The sequence below is a fragment of the Sphingomonas panacisoli genome (assembly GCF_007859635.1).
Classification (GTDB): domain Bacteria; phylum Pseudomonadota; class Alphaproteobacteria; order Sphingomonadales; family Sphingomonadaceae; genus Sphingomonas; species Sphingomonas panacisoli.
Genome location: NZ_CP042306.1, coordinates 3152846 through 3168089 on the forward strand (window position 1 = coordinate 3152846; position 15244 = coordinate 3168089).

16 protein-coding genes and 1 tRNA gene are annotated in these 15244 nt (G+C 65.9%); 11 read left to right on the plus strand and 6 right to left on the minus strand.

What is annotated here, in order from left to right; all coding sequences use genetic code 11:
* Positions 1-146 precede the first annotated feature (146 nt).
* From FPZ24_RS15710 to FPZ24_RS15720, 3 genes are all read left to right on the plus strand, one after another.
* Positions 147-374 (plus strand): hypothetical protein, encoded by a 228-nt coding sequence (locus tag FPZ24_RS15710; protein WP_146573569.1) that lies wholly within the window; start codon positions 147-149, stop codon positions 372-374.
* Between the two features lie 105 nt (positions 375-479).
* Positions 480-779 (plus strand): CtrA inhibitor SciP, encoded by a 300-nt coding sequence (gene sciP / locus FPZ24_RS15715; RefSeq protein WP_146573571.1) that lies wholly within the window; start codon positions 480-482, stop codon positions 777-779.
* 104 nt (positions 780-883) lie between these two features.
* A complete protein-coding gene (locus FPZ24_RS15720; RefSeq protein ID WP_146573573.1) occupies positions 884-1138 on the plus strand; it encodes a GlsB/YeaQ/YmgE family stress response membrane protein in 255 nt (84 codons plus the stop codon).
* A gap of 58 nt (positions 1139-1196) precedes the next feature.
* On the opposite strand, the gene FPZ24_RS15725 is transcribed toward FPZ24_RS15720, so the two are convergent.
* Positions 1197-1913: an SIMPL domain-containing protein gene (locus tag FPZ24_RS15725; RefSeq protein ID WP_146573575.1), complete on the minus strand. Its 717-nt coding sequence runs from the start codon at positions 1911-1913 to the stop codon at positions 1197-1199.
* 78 nt (positions 1914-1991) lie between these two features.
* A complete protein-coding gene (locus tag FPZ24_RS15730) occupies positions 1992-2255 on the minus strand; it encodes a GlsB/YeaQ/YmgE family stress response membrane protein (protein ID WP_146573577.1) in 264 nt (87 codons plus the stop codon).
* Positions 2256-2499: 244 nt separating this feature from the next.
* Here FPZ24_RS15730 and FPZ24_RS15735 point away from each other — a divergent pair, with 244 nt between their 5' ends.
* The 3 genes from FPZ24_RS15735 (at position 2500) to FPZ24_RS15745 (ending at position 8163) form a co-directional block, all read left to right on the plus strand.
* Positions 2500-3669 carry an efflux RND transporter periplasmic adaptor subunit gene (locus FPZ24_RS15735; protein WP_146574629.1) on the plus strand — a complete coding sequence of 390 codons (1170 nt, stop codon included), beginning with the start codon at positions 2500-2502 and terminating at the stop codon, positions 3667-3669.
* Positions 3670-3696: 27 nt separating this feature from the next.
* Positions 3697-6843 (plus strand): efflux RND transporter permease subunit, encoded by a 3147-nt coding sequence (locus FPZ24_RS15740; protein ID WP_146573579.1) that lies wholly within the window; start codon positions 3697-3699, stop codon positions 6841-6843.
* 111 nt (positions 6844-6954) lie between these two features.
* The gene (locus FPZ24_RS15745) at positions 6955-8163 is read left to right on the plus strand and encodes a DUF445 domain-containing protein (RefSeq protein WP_146574631.1); all 1209 of its coding nucleotides are present in this window, start codon (positions 6955-6957) and stop codon (positions 8161-8163) included.
* Here the strand turns inward: FPZ24_RS15745 and FPZ24_RS15750 are convergent.
* Positions 8160-8825 carry an HAD family hydrolase gene (locus tag FPZ24_RS15750; RefSeq protein ID WP_146573581.1) on the minus strand — a complete coding sequence of 222 codons (666 nt, stop codon included), beginning with the start codon at positions 8823-8825 and terminating at the stop codon, positions 8160-8162. The genes FPZ24_RS15745 and FPZ24_RS15750 overlap by 4 nt on opposite strands.
* A gap of 50 nt (positions 8826-8875) precedes the next feature.
* Between FPZ24_RS15750 and FPZ24_RS15755 the strand changes: the two genes are divergently transcribed.
* From FPZ24_RS15755 to FPZ24_RS15770, 4 genes are read left to right on the plus strand one after another with little or no spacing between them, the layout of a single operon-like run.
* Entirely contained in the window at positions 8876-9976 is a 1101-nt protein-coding gene (locus FPZ24_RS15755) for an ABC transporter permease (protein WP_146573583.1), read from the plus strand.
* On the plus strand, positions 9976-10791 hold the full coding sequence (locus FPZ24_RS15760) for an ABC transporter ATP-binding protein (RefSeq protein ID WP_146573585.1): 816 nt from the start codon (positions 9976-9978) through the stop codon (positions 10789-10791). The genes FPZ24_RS15755 and FPZ24_RS15760 overlap by 1 nt, the downstream gene beginning before the upstream one ends.
* Positions 10791-11741 carry an MlaD family protein gene (locus tag FPZ24_RS15765; RefSeq protein ID WP_146573587.1) on the plus strand — a complete coding sequence of 317 codons (951 nt, stop codon included), beginning with the start codon at positions 10791-10793 and terminating at the stop codon, positions 11739-11741. The genes FPZ24_RS15760 and FPZ24_RS15765 overlap by 1 nt, the downstream gene beginning before the upstream one ends.
* Position 11742: 1 nt before the next feature.
* Positions 11743-12324 (plus strand): ABC-type transport auxiliary lipoprotein family protein, encoded by a 582-nt coding sequence (locus FPZ24_RS15770; protein ID WP_146573588.1) that lies wholly within the window; start codon positions 11743-11745, stop codon positions 12322-12324.
* Positions 12325-12432: 108 nt separating this feature from the next.
* Here FPZ24_RS15770 and FPZ24_RS15775 read toward each other — a convergent pair whose 3' ends face one another.
* Together FPZ24_RS15775 and FPZ24_RS15780 are read right to left on the minus strand one after the other, a co-directional pair.
* Positions 12433-12867 carry a DUF2147 domain-containing protein gene (locus FPZ24_RS15775; RefSeq protein WP_146573590.1) on the minus strand — a complete coding sequence of 145 codons (435 nt, stop codon included), beginning with the start codon at positions 12865-12867 and terminating at the stop codon, positions 12433-12435.
* A gap of 111 nt (positions 12868-12978) precedes the next feature.
* Positions 12979-13866 carry a peptidylprolyl isomerase gene (locus tag FPZ24_RS15780; protein WP_146573592.1) on the minus strand — a complete coding sequence of 296 codons (888 nt, stop codon included), beginning with the start codon at positions 13864-13866 and terminating at the stop codon, positions 12979-12981.
* Positions 13867-13953: 87 nt separating this feature from the next.
* On the opposite strand from FPZ24_RS15780, the gene FPZ24_RS15785 reads away from it, so the two are divergent.
* Positions 13954-14044 (plus strand) — tRNA-Ser (locus FPZ24_RS15785).
* Between the two features lie 137 nt (positions 14045-14181).
* On the opposite strand, the gene FPZ24_RS15790 is transcribed toward FPZ24_RS15785, so the two are convergent.
* Positions 14182-15243: a LacI family DNA-binding transcriptional regulator gene (locus tag FPZ24_RS15790; RefSeq protein ID WP_146573595.1), complete on the minus strand. Its 1062-nt coding sequence runs from the start codon at positions 15241-15243 to the stop codon at positions 14182-14184.
* Position 15244 lies beyond the last annotated feature (1 nt).

A 15244-nucleotide genomic window follows, 5' to 3' on the forward strand; every position in this document is an offset into this window, starting at 1 on the left:
CTGGGTCAATAGTGATGCCGCGCGCGCTTGCCTAGCGGTGGGCAGGGTTTGTTAGGGCACGCTAACAGACTCTAACCTGCATCTTTACCGGGCTTTAGGCTCGTCTCGCTACACAGTCGGTCTGTTTGACGAACGACGAGTGACGCGTGGACCTGAGCTATCTCCGATTCGAGCACGATGCGTCGGTGGCGGTATTGCCGCCCGACCTCGCCGTGCTGCTGGTCGGGGTGGCGGCGCGCCAGGCGGCCTCGCCGACCGCGATCGCCCATGCGCAAGTCGCGCCGGCGGTGATCGCCGACCTGCCGTTCCGTCCCGCATCGGGCGCGTTCGACGAGGGTCAGGCCGTGCGGATCGAGCGGTGGAGTCAAGAATGAAGGGCGCGTTTACCTAGCCGCTTCAAGGGATGTTCAAGTCCGGCCGCTAACGGTCGTTATTGGTAATAATGTTTGGGGTCCCCCCGACCCAAATCGAGGTAGCGAATGATCGAGAACCAGAAAATACGGCCAGCTAAAGTCATCGGTCCGCTCGGCGAGCCGCTGACCCTCGATACGTTGCCGCCGCCCGAAACCACGCGTTGGGTCGTGCGCCGCAAGGCCGAAGTGGTCGCCGCGGTCAATGGCGGACTGCTGTCGGTGGACGAAGTCTGCGACCGCTACAGCCTGACCGTCGAGGAATTCGCCGGCTGGCAGCGCGCGATCGATCGTTCGGGCATGCCGGGGCTGCGCGTGACGCGCATTCAGCACTATAAGAGCCTTTACGAGCGTCAGCAAAAGTACTGATCCATATCAGTCGTTCGGAACGCTGACGGAACAAAATTTCCGACAAAGAGTCGTATCCTGTCGTAACAATCCGGCGAATGCCGGACGCGTAACAGGAGGTCGCAATGGTCGGAATTATCATTTGGTTGGTCGTGGGTGGCGTGGCCGGTTGGCTCGCCAGCGTCGTTATGCGCACGGACGGCCAGCAGGGTCTGCTGCTCAACGTCATCGTCGGCATCGTCGGCGCGGTCATCGCCAACCTGATCTTCGGTGTCGGGATCAACGAAGCCATTACCGTGATGACGTTCGTCTATTCGGTGATCGGTGCGATCATCTTGCTGGCGGTGCTCAACCTGATCAATCGCGGCCGCGTCCGCTAATCGGGTCAGCCGAGAAAATCAGGGGCCGCTCCCAGCCGGGAGCGGCCCCTTTTTCGTGTCACTTGAGCAGGAAGCGAACCGATACCGATGCGGTCACGTCGGTTTCGCCCGGCGCGATCGTGGTGTCGGCGGAGGCTTGAGCCTTGGCACGCGCCATATAAAGCACCGGCGGTTGCGGCCCCGCCACCTCGCCGCCTTCGCTGATCGACACGATGCGCACGACGGTCAGCCCAGCGGCCTTCGCATAGAGCTCGGCCCGCGCCCTCGCGCGCTTGACCGCATCGACGCGCGCTTCGTCGAGCGCCGCATCGGGCTGGTCGAGCGACAGGTTGGGCCCGTCGATCTGATTTGCACCCTGCGCCACCAGCGCATCGAGGATCGACCCCGACTTCGCGATGTCGCGGAAGCGGACCGACACCGTGTTCGACGCTTGGTATCCGGTGATCGCCGGCGGCTGATTGTTCTCGTAGCGATATTGCGGCTGGAGCGAGACGTTCGAGGTCGCGATGTCGCGCGGCTGGACGCCCGCAGCCTTCAGCGCGGCGAGCACCCCGGTCATGCGTTTGGCGTTATCGGCGAGCGCCTGCGCGGCGGTGGCGCTTTGCGTCACCACGCCGGCCCGGATCGTCGCAATGTCGGGGACGCGGGTCGTCTTACCGGTCGCGCTGACGTCCAGGATCGTGCCGTCGGGGATCACGGCCGCAACCTGCGCCGCGGCGGGCAGCGTGGCAAGCGGTGACAGCGTCAGCAACAAAGCGGTGGCGAACAGGCGCATTCTACTCTCCAAAGGCAGACGAAAAGGTCCGTCGCGAACCCATTGGCATCGCGACCTGCAACGCAGGATGAACGGCGGTCATCGGGATTGCCGGTTCTTCAGCCACCGATGGACCGCCAGCGCCGCTATCGCACCGAGCGATGCCGCGGCATCATTTCGCCACGTCCCGGTCGTCGTCCATCGCATCGTTTCCGCGACGAAGCCGGCAAGCAGCGCTCCGGCTATCCCGGTCAAGATAATTGCCATCCAGCCACCCGGTTTCCGTCCGGGCGCGGTCAGTTTTCCGATTACGCCAACCACAAGGCCGATCGCCAGCCACGCCAGGATCGATCGTTCGGGCATCGGATTTCTCCCTCCCAGGGCCGAGTCCTTGTTCGACTCCGCTGCCTGATCCTCTGCCTTAGGCAATAATGTTGCAATCGTTTCTTCCCCGAAACGGGCGTGGCGGGTTGCGATTCATGGCCGAAAAGCGCAAAGGAGCGCCATTCGGCACCGAGCCTCTTGAGGTCGGTGCTTTATTTGTATAACACAGCTCCACCGGGGTCCGAGAAACCTCGATAAACGAGTATACGGGGACGTGGCCGAGATGAACTACGAGCCGAGCGGCAGATATGCGCTCACCGACGAGACCGAGCAGCCGTCGCGCCGCCGGACGTGGATCATCGCCGGCGTCATCGTCGTCCTGGTCCTGATCGCCGCTTTCGTGATGATGCGGCCGAGCAAGCCCGCGTCCGACGCCGGCGCGGCCGGCGGTCAGCAGGGCGACCAATTGCCCCCCGTCACCGTTGCCGCGCCAGGCAACAACGTCGTCGATCGCACGATCACCGGCACCGGCAGCCTGGCGGCGCGCGTCGACATGCCCGTCGGCGTGGCCGGCGAAGGCGGTCGCGTGACCGCCGTCCTGGTCCAGCCCGGCCAGTGGGTCGGCGCGGGTCAGGTGCTGGCGACGGTCGACAGCTCGGTCCAGGTGCAGACGGCGAACAGCCTGGAAGCGCAGATCGCGGTCGCTCGCGCCGATGCAAAGATCGCGCAATCCAATGTCGATCGCGCGCAGTCGCTGGTCGGCAAGGGGTTCATCTCCAAGGCCGATCTCGAGACTAAGATCGCAACGCGCGACGCCGCCAATGCGCGCGTCCGGGTCGCCGAAGCGACGCTGTCGCAGCAGCGCGCGGCGAACGGCCGGCTCGCGATTCGCGCACCCGCCGCCGGCCTCGTGCTGACGCGCTCGGTAGAGCCCGGCCAGATCGTCAGCGCCGGATCGGGCGCGCTGTTCCGCATGGCCAAGGGCGGCGAGATGGAGCTGCGTGCCGAACTGTCCGAAGGCGATATCCAGAGCCTCAACGTCGGCGCCCGCGCGCAAGTGACCCCGGTCGGCAGCACCCAGACGTTCAACGGCGCCATCTGGCAGATTTCGCCGGTGATCGACCCGCAGTCGCGCCGCGGCATCGTACGAATCGCGATCCCGTTCGACAAGGCGCTGCGCCCGGGCGGCTTCGCCTCGGCATCGATCTATGGCGGCGCGAACACGCTGCCGGTGCTGCCCAATTCGGCGATTCAGACCGACGCGAGCGGCAATTTCGTGTATATCGTCGGCAAGGACGACAAGGTCGAACGCCGCGCGATCAAGACCGGCGAAGTGTCCGATCGCGGTGTGTCGGTGGTGTCGGGCCTGACCGGCAGCGAACGCGTCGTGCTGTCGGCGGGCGCGTTCCTGAACGCCGGCCAGAAGGTCAAGCCGATCCTGCGTAAGCCCTGACGGGCGCGAGTGTGAGGAACTGAGGTCATGAGCTTCCGCAATATCTCCGCCTGGTCGATCCGGAACCCGGTGCCCAGCCTCGTCGCGTTCATGATGCTGACGCTGGCGGGGCTCGTCGCGTTCGCCACGATGAAAGTCAACAACGACCCCGACATCGATTTCCCGGTCGTCATCATCTCGATCTCGCAGCCCGGCGCCGCGCCGACCGAGCTCGAGAACCAGGTCACGCAGAAGGTCGAGGCCGCGGTCCGCAGCCTGTCGGGCATCGACGAGATCAATTCGAACGTCACCGAAGGCAATTCGACGACGGTCGTACAGCTCAACATCGGCACCCCCATCGACCGCGCCGTCGAGGACGTGCGCAGCGCGCTGCAGCAGATCCGCGGGTCGTTGCCCGACGGCATTCTGGAGCCGCAGGTCGAACGCGCCAACACCACCGGCAACGACCTGGCCAGCTACGCCGCGATCACCAGCGACATGTCGATCGAGGAATTGAGCTGGTACATCGACAATACCGTCACCAAGGAATTGCAGGCGGTCAGCGGCATGGCGACCGTCAACCGCAACGGCGGCGTCGACCGCGAAATCCGCGTCAAGCTCGACCCCGCCAAGCTGCAATCGCTCGGTCTGACCTCGAGCCAGGTCAACGCGCAGCTCCGGCAGGTCAACCTCAACGCCTCGGGGGGCCGCGCCGAGATCGCCGGGTCCGAACAGTCGGTCCGCGTGCTCGGCAACGCCGCGAACGCCTATGCGCTCAGTCAGACCCAGATTTCGGTCGGCAACGGCCGCATGGTCAAGCTGTCCGACATCGCGACGGTACAGGACCAGTTCGCCGAGCAGCGCTCCGCCTCGCAATATGACGGGCGCCAGACGATCACGTTCGACTTCCAGCGCGCCAAGGGCGCGTCCGACGTCAGCGTGTTCCACGGCGCCGAAAAGGCGCTGGCGGACCTCGAAAAGAAGGATCCGCGGGTCAAGTTCAAGCTGATCTTCAACGAAACCGAATATGCCGAAAAGCAGTATCATTCGGCGATCGAAGCGATGTTGGAAGGCGCCGGTCTCGCCGTCCTGATCGTGTTCCTGTTCCTGCGCGACTGGCGCGCGACGGCGATTTCCGCACTCGCGATCCCGCTGTCGGCGATCCCGACCTTCTGGATCATGCAGTTGCTCGGCTTCACGCTCAACCAGATGACGCTGCTGGCGCTCAGCCTGGTCGCGGGCGTGCTGGTCGACGACGCGATCGTGGAGATCGAGAACATCGTCCGCCACATGCGCATGGGCAAGACGGCGTACCAGGCATCCATCGACGCCGCGGACGAAATCGGCCTCGCGGTGCTGGCGACGACGATGTCGATCGTCGCGGTGTTCCTGCCGGTCGGGCTGATGCCCGGCGTGTCGGGTCAGTTCTTCAAGAATTTCGGCCTGACCGTCGTCGCCTCGGTGCTGATGTCGCTGGCCGTCGCGCGCCTGATCACGCCGATGATCGCGGCCTATTTCCTGAAGGCGCATGGCCAGGCGAGCCATGGCGAAGGCCGGTTGATGGACGCGTACATGGGCGCGCTGCGCTGGACGCTCAAGCATCGCTGGTCGTCGATCGTCGCCGGCGCGGTCGCGCTGTTGCTGACGGTGATGTTCTTCGCGATCCTGCCGCAATCGTTCCAGCCGGACCAGGACCAGGACGCCTCGACCGCGACGATCGAAATGGTGCCTGGTACGACGCTGGCGGAAACGCAGGCGGTGGTCGACAAGGTCACCGACATCCTGCGCAAGCAACCGCAGGTGGCGGACGTCTATAGCCGCGCCTTCGTCGGCAACGGCCGCGTCACCGCGATCTTCAAGAAGGACAAGAACAAGACGAGCGTGAAGTTCGAGCGCGATCTCGCGACGACGCTGGCGGCGATTCCCGACGCGCGCGTGTCGTTCCGCTCGCAACAGGGCTGGGGATCCAGCGGGCGCGACATCACGATCGTGCTCGGCGGCAGCGATCCCAAGCTGCTCAACGATACCGGGCAGAAGATCGTAGCGGAAATGTCCAAGCTGAAGAGCGTGGTCGCGCCGCGCATCCAGGGCGACCTCCAGCAGCCCGAACTCGTGATCCGTCCGCGCTTCGACCTCGCCGCCGATCTCGGCGTGACGACGCAGGCGCTGTCGAGCGCGATCCGGCTCGCAACCTTGGGCGATATCGAGCAGAACAAGGCGAAGTTCTCGTTGAGCGATCGCCAGGTGCCGATCACCGTCGCGCTCGAGCAATCGAGCCGGTCGCGGATGGCGACGATCCAGAACCTGCCCGTGCCGACCGCGACCGGCGGATCGGTACCGCTATCGACCGTCGCCGACATCGGCTTCGGCGCGAGCCCGTCGAAGATCCAGCGCGTCCAGCTGCAGCGTCAGCTGACCGTCGGCGCCGATCTGGGTCTCAATCCCAAGACCGGCAAGCCGCTGGTGTCGAGCCAGGCCTGGAAGGACATCGACGCGTTGCCGACGATGAAGAACCTGCCGAGCGGGGTGGAGAAGCTGACGCTCGGCCAGGCCAAGTGGCAGGGCGAGATGATCAACAACTTCCTGGTCGCGGTGGTGGCCGGGGTGCTGCTGGTGCTCGCGGTGCTGGTGCTGCTCTATCGCCGCGTCCTGCCGCCGTTCGTCAACATGGGGTCACTGTTGCTCGCCCCGCTCGGCGGCTTGGTCGCGTTGTGGATCACCGGCCAGCCGATCTCGATGCCGGTCTATATCGGCCTGCTGATGCTGCTCGGCATCGTCGCCAAGAACTCGATCCTGCTGATCGATTTCGCGCTGGAGGAAATGCAGAAGGGCATCGATAGCCTGGTCGCAATCGAGGATGCGGGACACAAGCGCGCGCAGCCGATCGTGATGACCACCGTCGCGATGGTCGCCGGCATGGTGCCGACCGCGGTGTCGTTGTCGGGCGACGCATCGTGGCGCGCGCCGATGGGCATCGTCGTGATCGGGGGCCTGATCCTATCGACCGTGCTCACGCTGCTGATCGTACCCGCCAGCTTCAGCCTGGCGGTGGGTGTCGAGAAATGGCTGGGGCCGAAACTCGGCCGCCGTCTGCTAACCTATCGCCCCGGCGACGACGGATCGACGGTGATCGAAGGCCCCACCGGGCCACGGCCGATCGGCTATCATGGCGAGGGGCCTCAGCCCGCCGAATGAAGCAATCGCGGGGAAGGGCTTGAACCTTCCCCCGATTGAGCGATTGTGCCGCAGGTGAAGCTCTCGCTTCCTCTGCCCGGTTCGTCCGCCATCCCGCCCGCCTTGCGCCGGATGCGCATCGTCGCGACAGCGCTGTTACTGGCGATGGCGGCGTTGTTCCTGATCGCGCGCGCGCTCGGCGATCAGCATCCCGCCTGGGGCTTCGTCCGTGCGTTCGCGGAAGCCGCGATGGTCGGCGGCTTGGCCGACTGGTTCGCGGTGACGGCGCTGTTCCGCCACCCGCTCGGCCTGCCGATCCCGCACACCGCGATCGTGCCGCGCAACAAGGATCGGATCGGCGATACGCTCGCCAATTTCCTGCGCGACAATTTCCTGATCCCGCGTGTGGTCGCGCGGCGCATGCAGCGCTTGGACGTCGCGGGCGCGGCCGGGCGTTGGCTGGCGAACCCCAAAGGAGCGACCGAGGGGCGGTTGCGCCGGGGCGCGTCGCGGCTGGCGGCCGACATGCTCGAATCGCTCGATCAGGAGCGGCTCGGCGGAATGGTGCGGACGACACTCGCGCAACGTCTGCGCGCGCTTGAAGTCTCGCCCCTGCTTGGCAACGCGCTCGCCGCCGCGATCGCCGAGAACCGCCATATTCCCTTGCTCGACGGCATCGTCAAATGGTCGGCCAAGGTGCTGGAGGCGAACGAGCCGGTGATCCGCGCGATGGTGCACGAACGCGCGGGGTCGCTGATGCGCTTCACCGGGCTCGACGAGACGCTGGCCAACAAGATCATCGCCGGGCTCGACGGCATGATCCGCGACATGGCGGCCGACCCCGACCATCCGCTGCGCGCCAAGGCCGACGAAGGCCTCGCGCAACTCGCGCACGACCTTCAGCACGATCCGGCGATGCAGGCACGGGTCGAGGGGTTCAAGGCCGAGATGCTCGACAATCCCGCGCTGTCGGATTGGTGGCAGGGCATCTGGGAACAGATGCGCGGCGCGATGCTCAAGATCGCGCGCGACCCCGATTCGATGATGGCGGGCCGCTTCGGCGAAGCGTTGCGCCAACTCGGCACAACGTTGCAGGAGGATCCCGAGTTGGCTGCGACGATCAACCGCTTCGCGCGCCGCGCCGCGGTCGGCACCGCCGCCGATTACGGCGACGCGATCGTACGGCTGGTGTCGGAAACGGTGCGCGGCTGGGACGCGCAGACAATCACGCGGCGGCTGGAGAATGCGGTCGGCCGCGACCTGCAATATATTCGGATCAACGGGACATTGGTCGGCGGGCTGGTCGGCGTGGCGATCCACACCATCGACGTCGCATTCTAGCGCCAGTCGAGGATCGGCCAGCCTTTCTCCACCGCCAGCGCGCGCAATTTGGCGTGCGGATTGACCGCGAACGGCTCGTCGGCCCAGGCGAGCGTCGGGGCGTCAGAGACATGGTCCGAATAGAAGCGGATCTGCGCGTCGCTCCGCGCGATCCCCTCCTTCGCCATCCATGCCTCGATCATCCGCAATTTGGCGTCGGCATAGCAATTCTCGCCCGCGATCCGCGCGATCATGAGCTCGCCGTCGACGGTCGAGGGCGTCGCGACGACATCGTCGATCCCAAGCGCGCGGGCGATCGGCCGGACGTAGAAATCGTACGACGCGGTCGCCAGCACGACGCGGTAGCCCGCCGCCCTGTCCGCGGCGATCCGCGCGCGCGCTTCGTCGTAGACGTCCTCGGCCGCGATCCGCGCCCCGAAGTCCTCGGCGATCGTGGTCGCCGTCTTGAGGTCGGCGCGCCGGCCCATCACCAGCGCCTGCGTCATCTCCTTCAATCGCGCGCGATCGATCAGCTTGAATGCATACAGCAGGGCCGGTCCCGGCACCGCCGAAAGGCCGATCCCGTCCCAGGGGCGGCTGCGGGCATAGTGGGTCAGGAACAGCGTCCACGTCGCGCGTCGCGTGATCGTCTTGTCCATGTCGTAGATTGCGAGCCGGTGCATCGCGCCATGTTATTGCCGATCCACCCATAATCTTCCATGGTCCGTGTCGAATGAGCGACGCCGCAGCCTTTACCGACGACGGCAACGCCGGCACGCTGCGTTTTTCGGGCAGTTTGTCGCTGGCCAAGTTGGGCGACCTGCCGGATCGGCTAGCGGCGTATGAGGGTGAGGCGGAGCGGCTCGATCTGTCGGGAATCCAGCGGATCGACACGATCGGCGCCTGGACGATCCATCGTTTCGCGCAAAAGAACGGCGCCGCGGTCGAGGGGCTGACGCCCGACGGCCAGCATCTGTTCGACCAGGTCGTTGCTGCCGACCAGCCCGTGCGGATCCGCGGCGAACACGTCCCCGCATTCCAGCGCGTGCTCGGCGAGGTCGGCGACGCGACGGTGCAGGCCGGCAAGACGCTCTACGGCCTGCTCGGCTTCCTCGGCGGGACCGTGCTCGCGTTCGGCGCGGTCGTCGCGCACCGCCGGTTCCGCTTCAACGCGACGGTCCAGCAGTTCGAAGTGGTCGGCGTCTCCGCGCTCGCCATCATCGGGCTGATGAGCTTCCTGATCGGCATCGTCATCGCGCAGCAGGGCGCGGTCCAGCTGCGGCAGTTCGGCGCCGAAATCTATACGATCAACCTGGTCGGCCGCCTGTCGTTCCGTGAGCTCGGCGTGCTGATGACCGCTATCATGGTCGCGGGCCGCTCCGGCTCCGCATTCGCCGCGCAGATCGGCACGATGAAGCTGACCGAGGAAATCGACGCGATGCGCACGATCGGCGTGTCCCCGATGGAGGCGTTGGTCGTGCCGCGCGTGCTCGCCTCGACGCTGATGATGATCCTGCTCGGTTTCTATTCGGCGCTGATCGGGATCATCGGCGGCGGGCTGTTGTGCTGGCTTTCGCTTGGCATTCCGCCGGTCACCTATATCCAGCAGATCCGCGAAGTCGTGCCGATCAGCGACGTCTATATCGGCCTGATCAAGGCGCCCGTGTTCGGTGCGATCATCGGCATGGCGGGCTGTTTCCAGGGCATGCAGGTCGAAGCGGACGCCGAACAGGTCGGTCTCCGGACGACCGCCGCGGTGGTCCAGGGCATCTTCCTGGTGATCGTGCTCGACGCCTTTTTCGCGGTGTTCTTTTCCTCCGCCGGGTGGCCGTGATGGCGACGAAGAAAGACGTCATCATCAGCGTGCGCGGGCTGAAGAACAGCTTCGGCGACCAGATCGTGCACGAGGATCTCGACCTCGACGTCTATCGCGGCGAGATCATCGGCGTGGTCGGTGGCTCGGGCACGGGCAAGTCGGTGCTGATGCGATCGATCATCGGCCTCCAGACCCCCGACGAGGGCGAGGTCACCGTATTCGGCGAGCCGACGATCGGCCGCGAAGAGACCGAGGCGACCAATATCCGCAAGCGCTGGGGTATCCTGTTCCAGGGCGGCGCCTTGTTCTCGACCTTGACCGTCGCCGAGAATGTCGAGGTGCCGATCAAGGAATTCTATCCCGATCTTGACCCCGTGCTGCTCGACGAAATCGCGTCGTACAAGGTGGTGATGACCGGCCTGCCGCCCGATGCCGGCCCCAAATACCCGGCCGAACTGTCGGGCGGCATGAAGAAGCGCGCCGGCCTGGCCCGCGCGCTCGCGCTCGACCCCGAATTGCTGTTCCTCGACGAACCGACCGCGGGTCTCGACCCGATCGGCGCCGCGGCATTCGACGAACTGACCAAATCGCTCCAGCGCACCATGGGGCTGACGGTGTTCCTGATCACCCACGATCTCGACTCGCTCTATGCGATCTGCGACCGTGTCGCGGTGTTGGCGGACAAGAAAGTGATCGCGGTCGGCACCATCGACGAGTTGATCGCGTTGGACCATCCGTGGATCGAAGAATATTTCAAGGGGCCGCGGGGGCGCGCGGCGATCGCGACGAAAGAAGCGCAGGGCGACGTGCTGCAACAAGCAGGGGCTGAGTAATGGAGACGCGGTCAAACCATGTGCTGGTCGGCGGGGTCGTTCTGATCCTGCTCGCGGTGCTGGCGCTGTTCATGGTGTGGATTTCGCGCTTCGGCGCGGAAGGGAAACGCGAGTACGACGTTTACTTCAAACAGTCGGTGGACGGCCTCGCCAAAGGCTCCGCGGTCAACTTCTCGGGTGTGCCGAGCGGCCAGGTCAAGGACATCGCGCTCGATGCCAAATCGCCCGAATTCGTCCGCGTGCGCGTGTCGGTCGATGACAAGACGCCGATCCTGCTGGGTACAACCGCGTCGATCCAGGGTAGCTTCACCGGCCCCTCCACCGTCCAGCTCGACGGCGCGCAGACGGGCAAACCGCTGATCAGCTGCGACAATAGCGCATGCCCGCTCGGCGTACCGATCATCCCGGCCAAGCCTGGCGGTCTCGGCGCGCTGCTGTCGAACGCGCCGCAATTGCTCGAGCGGCTGACGAACCTGACCGAGCGGCTCACCGCCCTGCTCAGCGACCGCAACCAAGTGTCGATCGCGGGCATCCTCGACAATACGAACAAACTGTCGAAGGCGCTGGCCGACCGCGGGCCTGAAATCGCCGCCACCCTGGCCGAGACGCGGATAGCTATTCAGAAGGCGGGCGTCGCATCCGAGCAGATCGGCAAGCTCGCCGACACGACCAACGGCGTGCTGGCGAACGACATCAAGCCGACCATCGCCAACCTCAACAAGGCGGTTTCGTCGGCGCAGAAGTCGATGGACACGCTCGACGGTGCAATCGGCGATGCGCGGCCGGGGCTGCAGCGTTTCTCGAAGCAGACCGTCCCCGAAATGAGCCAGCTGATCCACGATCTGCGCGAAATGGCCGCGTCGCTGTCGTCGGTCGCCGAGAAGATCGACCGCGGCGGCGCCGGGTCGATCGTCGGCAGTCCCAAGCTCCCCGATTACAAGGGCAAGTGATATGAAGCGCTACCTACCGCTGCTCCTCGCCATGCCGCTCGCCGGTTGCCTCAACTTCGGGGGCAAGCCGCCCAAGGCGCTGCTGACGCTGACCGCGACAAGCACGTTGCCGGTCGGATCGACGCAGAATTCCGCCACTGCGAAAACGATCACCATCCTGGTGCCCGCCGTGCCGCAAAGCCTGGCGGTCGCGCGCATTCCGGTGACGACCGGCGACCAGGTCGCGTACGTCACCAACGCTGCCTGGGTCGAAGCGCCGCAGCGGCTGTTCGCGCGGCTGATGTCCGACACGATTTCCGCCAAGACCGGCCGCGTCGTGCTGTCGAGCGCGCAGGCGTTCAGCGACCCCGGCGCGCGGCTGTCGGGCGAGCTCCGCAATTTCGGCGTCGATGGTTCGACCGGCCAGGCGGTGGTGACGTTCGACGGCGCGCTGATCCGCACCGGCGACGGCAACAAGGTCGAAAAGAAGCGCTTCGAGGCACGCGTGCCGATTAGCCCAGTCGATTACACGACGGTCGGACCGGCGCTGAACCAGGCCGCCAATCAGGTCGCGGGGGAAGTCGCCGACTGGGTCGGTAATTGAGGCTGAGCACAGAAAATAGCGCCGCTATTTTCCTTCTAATGCTGAGCCCGGCCAGCATCGCTTCAGCGAGGTCTGACGACGCAGCTTTGCCGCGGCGACGACGACGAACTAGCGCGTGGCCATCGCGCCGCCGCTCGGCACGCGGTGCCATAGCTGGCTCTTGCAGATCAGGCCGCCCAGGATGCAGCCCGACACCTTAAGCGTCTGCGCATCGACCAGCTGGATCGTCGAATAATAGCTCGCCTTGCGGTCGGGGACATACACCTGCCCGGCCCATTCCGCGGTGCCGTTCGCGCGATAGCCGCGCAGCAGCGTCGTACCGATCAGCGGCTCGGCCCCGGCCTTCTTCGCGTCGGCCTGCGCCTTCTGGCTGGCATAGACGACAACGCCGCACAGTTTGTCGCCACACGTGCCGGTCTTGACCTGGACACTACCCTTGGGGTTGCTCCACACGCCCTCGACGCCGGGCCCCTGCGCCGAGGCAGATTGGGCGGCGAAAGCGACCAAGGCCGCCGCGATTGCGATCGTGATGCGCGATACCATTACTCGATTCCCACGTTTTCGGCTGGGCCGTCTGCGCTCGATATGGGGCGCGAATGCGGCATCGCCAGCGTGGATCGTGGCAAGAATTCGTATGTACGGGGCCAGATTGCCTTAAGTCTTGCGGCGGATCGGCACCGGAACGTTGCAGATATCGGCGCCGCCCGCGGGTACCGCAAAGAACGGCGGCTCGCGGTTCTCACGCGCGTGGAGATACTTCGCGAAGGCAGGCGATCCGGGCATCAGATACTCGAATCGCGGCCGGTCGCCGGCGGACAGCGCACTCGCCAGCCGCGCGCTGACGATCGGCGTCGGCTTCTGCGCGTCGCCATAGAAACCGAGCTTGCCGGTACCGCGCTCGAGCGACGACAGCGCGTCGATCCCCTCGATGATTCGCCCGACCAACGCGATGTTGCGATCGAGCGCGCGCGGCGCATGGCCGATCACCGTATAAAGCTCCGACCCACTCCCGATCGACGGCGCCAAATCCCGCGCGACGCCGACCATGCCGTAGCAATGCGTCAGCCAGCTTTTCTTGCCGTCCGACGCGACCGGCCACCCGGCGGGATCGAACCCGGCGATCGCGGCGAAGCTGTCGGGCCGCGTCATGCGCACGGTCGGCACGCCGCCGGTACGCACATACTCAGCCGGCCCGGTATCGGCGACACCCGCGGGCAGCTTCTTCTTCTCGCTGACGTCGCCCCATTGCGCGACGTAATTGTCCTGGACGCGATAGACGCTGGTGCCGTCCCACCATTTGCTGGTCGCCAGCGTCCGCATCCGATCGACGTGGCGCGGCGCGAAGCTCGGCGCGAGCTGCATGATCACCTTGCGCCCGTTTGCGAGCGTGAAGACGACGATGTCGTCGTCTGGTATCGTCCGCCACGCCGCCGCCGGTGCGGCATTGGCGATCTCCCCCGGCGACAGCGGCGGCTTCACGGCCGGCTTGGCGGTGGCGGCTTGCGCGAAGAACGCGGCGGCGAGCGGGAGGAGGATCGGCATGGCCGGAAGCTGCCACGCGATGCCGGCACGGGCAAGCGCTTGCGCAGGCGAGCGTGCTTCCCTAGAGGCGAGCGCTTCCGGCAATGCGGAGCGGTGGCCGAGTGGTCGAAGGCGCTCGCCTGGAAAGTGAGTATACGTCAAAAGCGTATCGAGGGTTCGAATCCCTCCCGCTCCGCCACCCGGCCTTCCATTCGATCAAATCGCAGCCCGACCACCTCCGCCGCGGTCCGCGGTAGCTTCGTGCCGGCTCGACGTGTTCTCGGCTTGGGTGAAGGCGCGACGCATTCAGTATTGAGCGCGCGCCGCGACGACCCCTTACGCGCGACCCTTCCGTGGCGACACGGTCGATGCGCGTAGAACGATCGTCGCGGGGACGACGATCGGCTCGTCGATCTTCTCCGCCCCGGCCTGGTCGGCGATGATAAGTTCGACCGCGCGCGCGGAGACGGCCGCGATCGGCTGGACGATCGCGGTCAGCGGCGGATGGGTGAAGCGGACGATCGGCGTGTCGTCGAAGCTGACCAGCGATAGGTCGGTCGGCACCTCGATGCCGCGCTCGCGCGCATATTCGAGCGTCGCGAGCGCCATCTGGTCGTTGCTCGCGACGATCGCGGTCGGCGGGTTGGCGACATCGAGCAATTCGCGCGCTGCGGCCGTGCCAGATGCGTAGCTGAAGTCGCCCTGAGCGAGCAGGCCATCGGTCGCCAGCCCAGCCTTGGCCATCGACTCGCGCCACCCATCGACGCGCCAGCCGCTCAATTCGTATTCCATCGATCCGGCGATGAATCCGATCCGTTTGTGGCCGAGTTCGACCAGATGCTCGGTCGCCAGCCGCGCCGCGCGCTCGTCGTCCATCGTCAGCGCGAAGCCCGGCCCAGGCTTGATCGATCCGATCCGCGCGAAGCTGATCTTGTGATCGACCAGCAGGTCGACGATCAGCGGGTTTTCCGAGTGCGGCGGCGTCAGGACGACGCCGTCGGGCTGCAGCGCGGCGATCGCACCCTGCAACTCGCGCTCGATATGGTCGCTATGCGTATCGACCAGTTCGACGATCATACGATAGCCATGCTCGGCGCAGGTCAGCATCCCGCCGAGCAGCATCTGATCGACCCAGTCCGTACCCTCGCGCAGCCGCCACGCCTCGATCGTCCGCTCGCGGTCGTTGAGCGCGAGGATCAGCCGCGAGCGCGACCCGCCCATCCGTTGCGCGGCGATCGAGGGGACATAGCCCAATTTGTCGATCGACGCCTGGACGCGTTCGATCATTTCCGGGCGGACGTTCGGTTCCTTGTTGATGACGCGGCTGACCGTTTGCAGCGACACGCCCGCATCGGCGGCGACGTGCTTGATCGTAACGTTCTGCTTGCGGCGCGCCATA

Excerpts from the sequence above, each read along its gene's own strand:
- FPZ24_RS15755 (WP_146573583.1), top strand. The coding sequence starts at position 8,876 with ATGAGCGACGCCGCAGCCTTTACCGACGACGGCAACGCCGGCACGCTG.
- FPZ24_RS15725 (WP_146573575.1), bottom strand. The coding sequence starts at position 1,913 with ATGCGCCTGTTCGCCACCGCTTTGTTGCTGACGCTGTCACCGCTTGCC.
- FPZ24_RS15790 (WP_146573595.1), bottom strand. The coding sequence starts at position 15,243 with ATGGCGCGCCGCAAGCAGAACGTTACGATCAAGCACGTCGCCGCCGAT.
- FPZ24_RS15735 (WP_146574629.1), top strand. The coding sequence starts at position 2,500 with ATGAACTACGAGCCGAGCGGCAGATATGCGCTCACCGACGAGACCGAG.
- FPZ24_RS15765 (WP_146573587.1), top strand. The coding sequence starts at position 10,791 with ATGGAGACGCGGTCAAACCATGTGCTGGTCGGCGGGGTCGTTCTGATC.
- FPZ24_RS15760 (WP_146573585.1), top strand. The coding sequence starts at position 9,976 with ATGGCGACGAAGAAAGACGTCATCATCAGCGTGCGCGGGCTGAAGAAC.
- FPZ24_RS15770 (WP_146573588.1), top strand. The coding sequence starts at position 11,743 with ATGAAGCGCTACCTACCGCTGCTCCTCGCCATGCCGCTCGCCGGTTGC.
- FPZ24_RS15730 (WP_146573577.1), bottom strand. The coding sequence starts at position 2,255 with ATGCCCGAACGATCGATCCTGGCGTGGCTGGCGATCGGCCTTGTGGTT.
- FPZ24_RS15775 (WP_146573590.1), bottom strand. The coding sequence starts at position 12,867 with ATGGTATCGCGCATCACGATCGCAATCGCGGCGGCCTTGGTCGCTTTC.
- FPZ24_RS15740 (WP_146573579.1), top strand. The coding sequence starts at position 3,697 with ATGAGCTTCCGCAATATCTCCGCCTGGTCGATCCGGAACCCGGTGCCC.
- FPZ24_RS15720 (WP_146573573.1), top strand. The coding sequence starts at position 884 with ATGGTCGGAATTATCATTTGGTTGGTCGTGGGTGGCGTGGCCGGTTGG.
- FPZ24_RS15745 (WP_146574631.1), top strand. The coding sequence starts at position 6,955 with ATGCGCATCGTCGCGACAGCGCTGTTACTGGCGATGGCGGCGTTGTTC.
- FPZ24_RS15780 (WP_146573592.1), bottom strand. The coding sequence starts at position 13,866 with ATGCCGATCCTCCTCCCGCTCGCCGCCGCGTTCTTCGCGCAAGCCGCC.
- FPZ24_RS15750 (WP_146573581.1), bottom strand. The coding sequence starts at position 8,825 with ATGCACCGGCTCGCAATCTACGACATGGACAAGACGATCACGCGACGC.
- sciP (WP_146573571.1), top strand. The coding sequence starts at position 480 with ATGATCGAGAACCAGAAAATACGGCCAGCTAAAGTCATCGGTCCGCTC.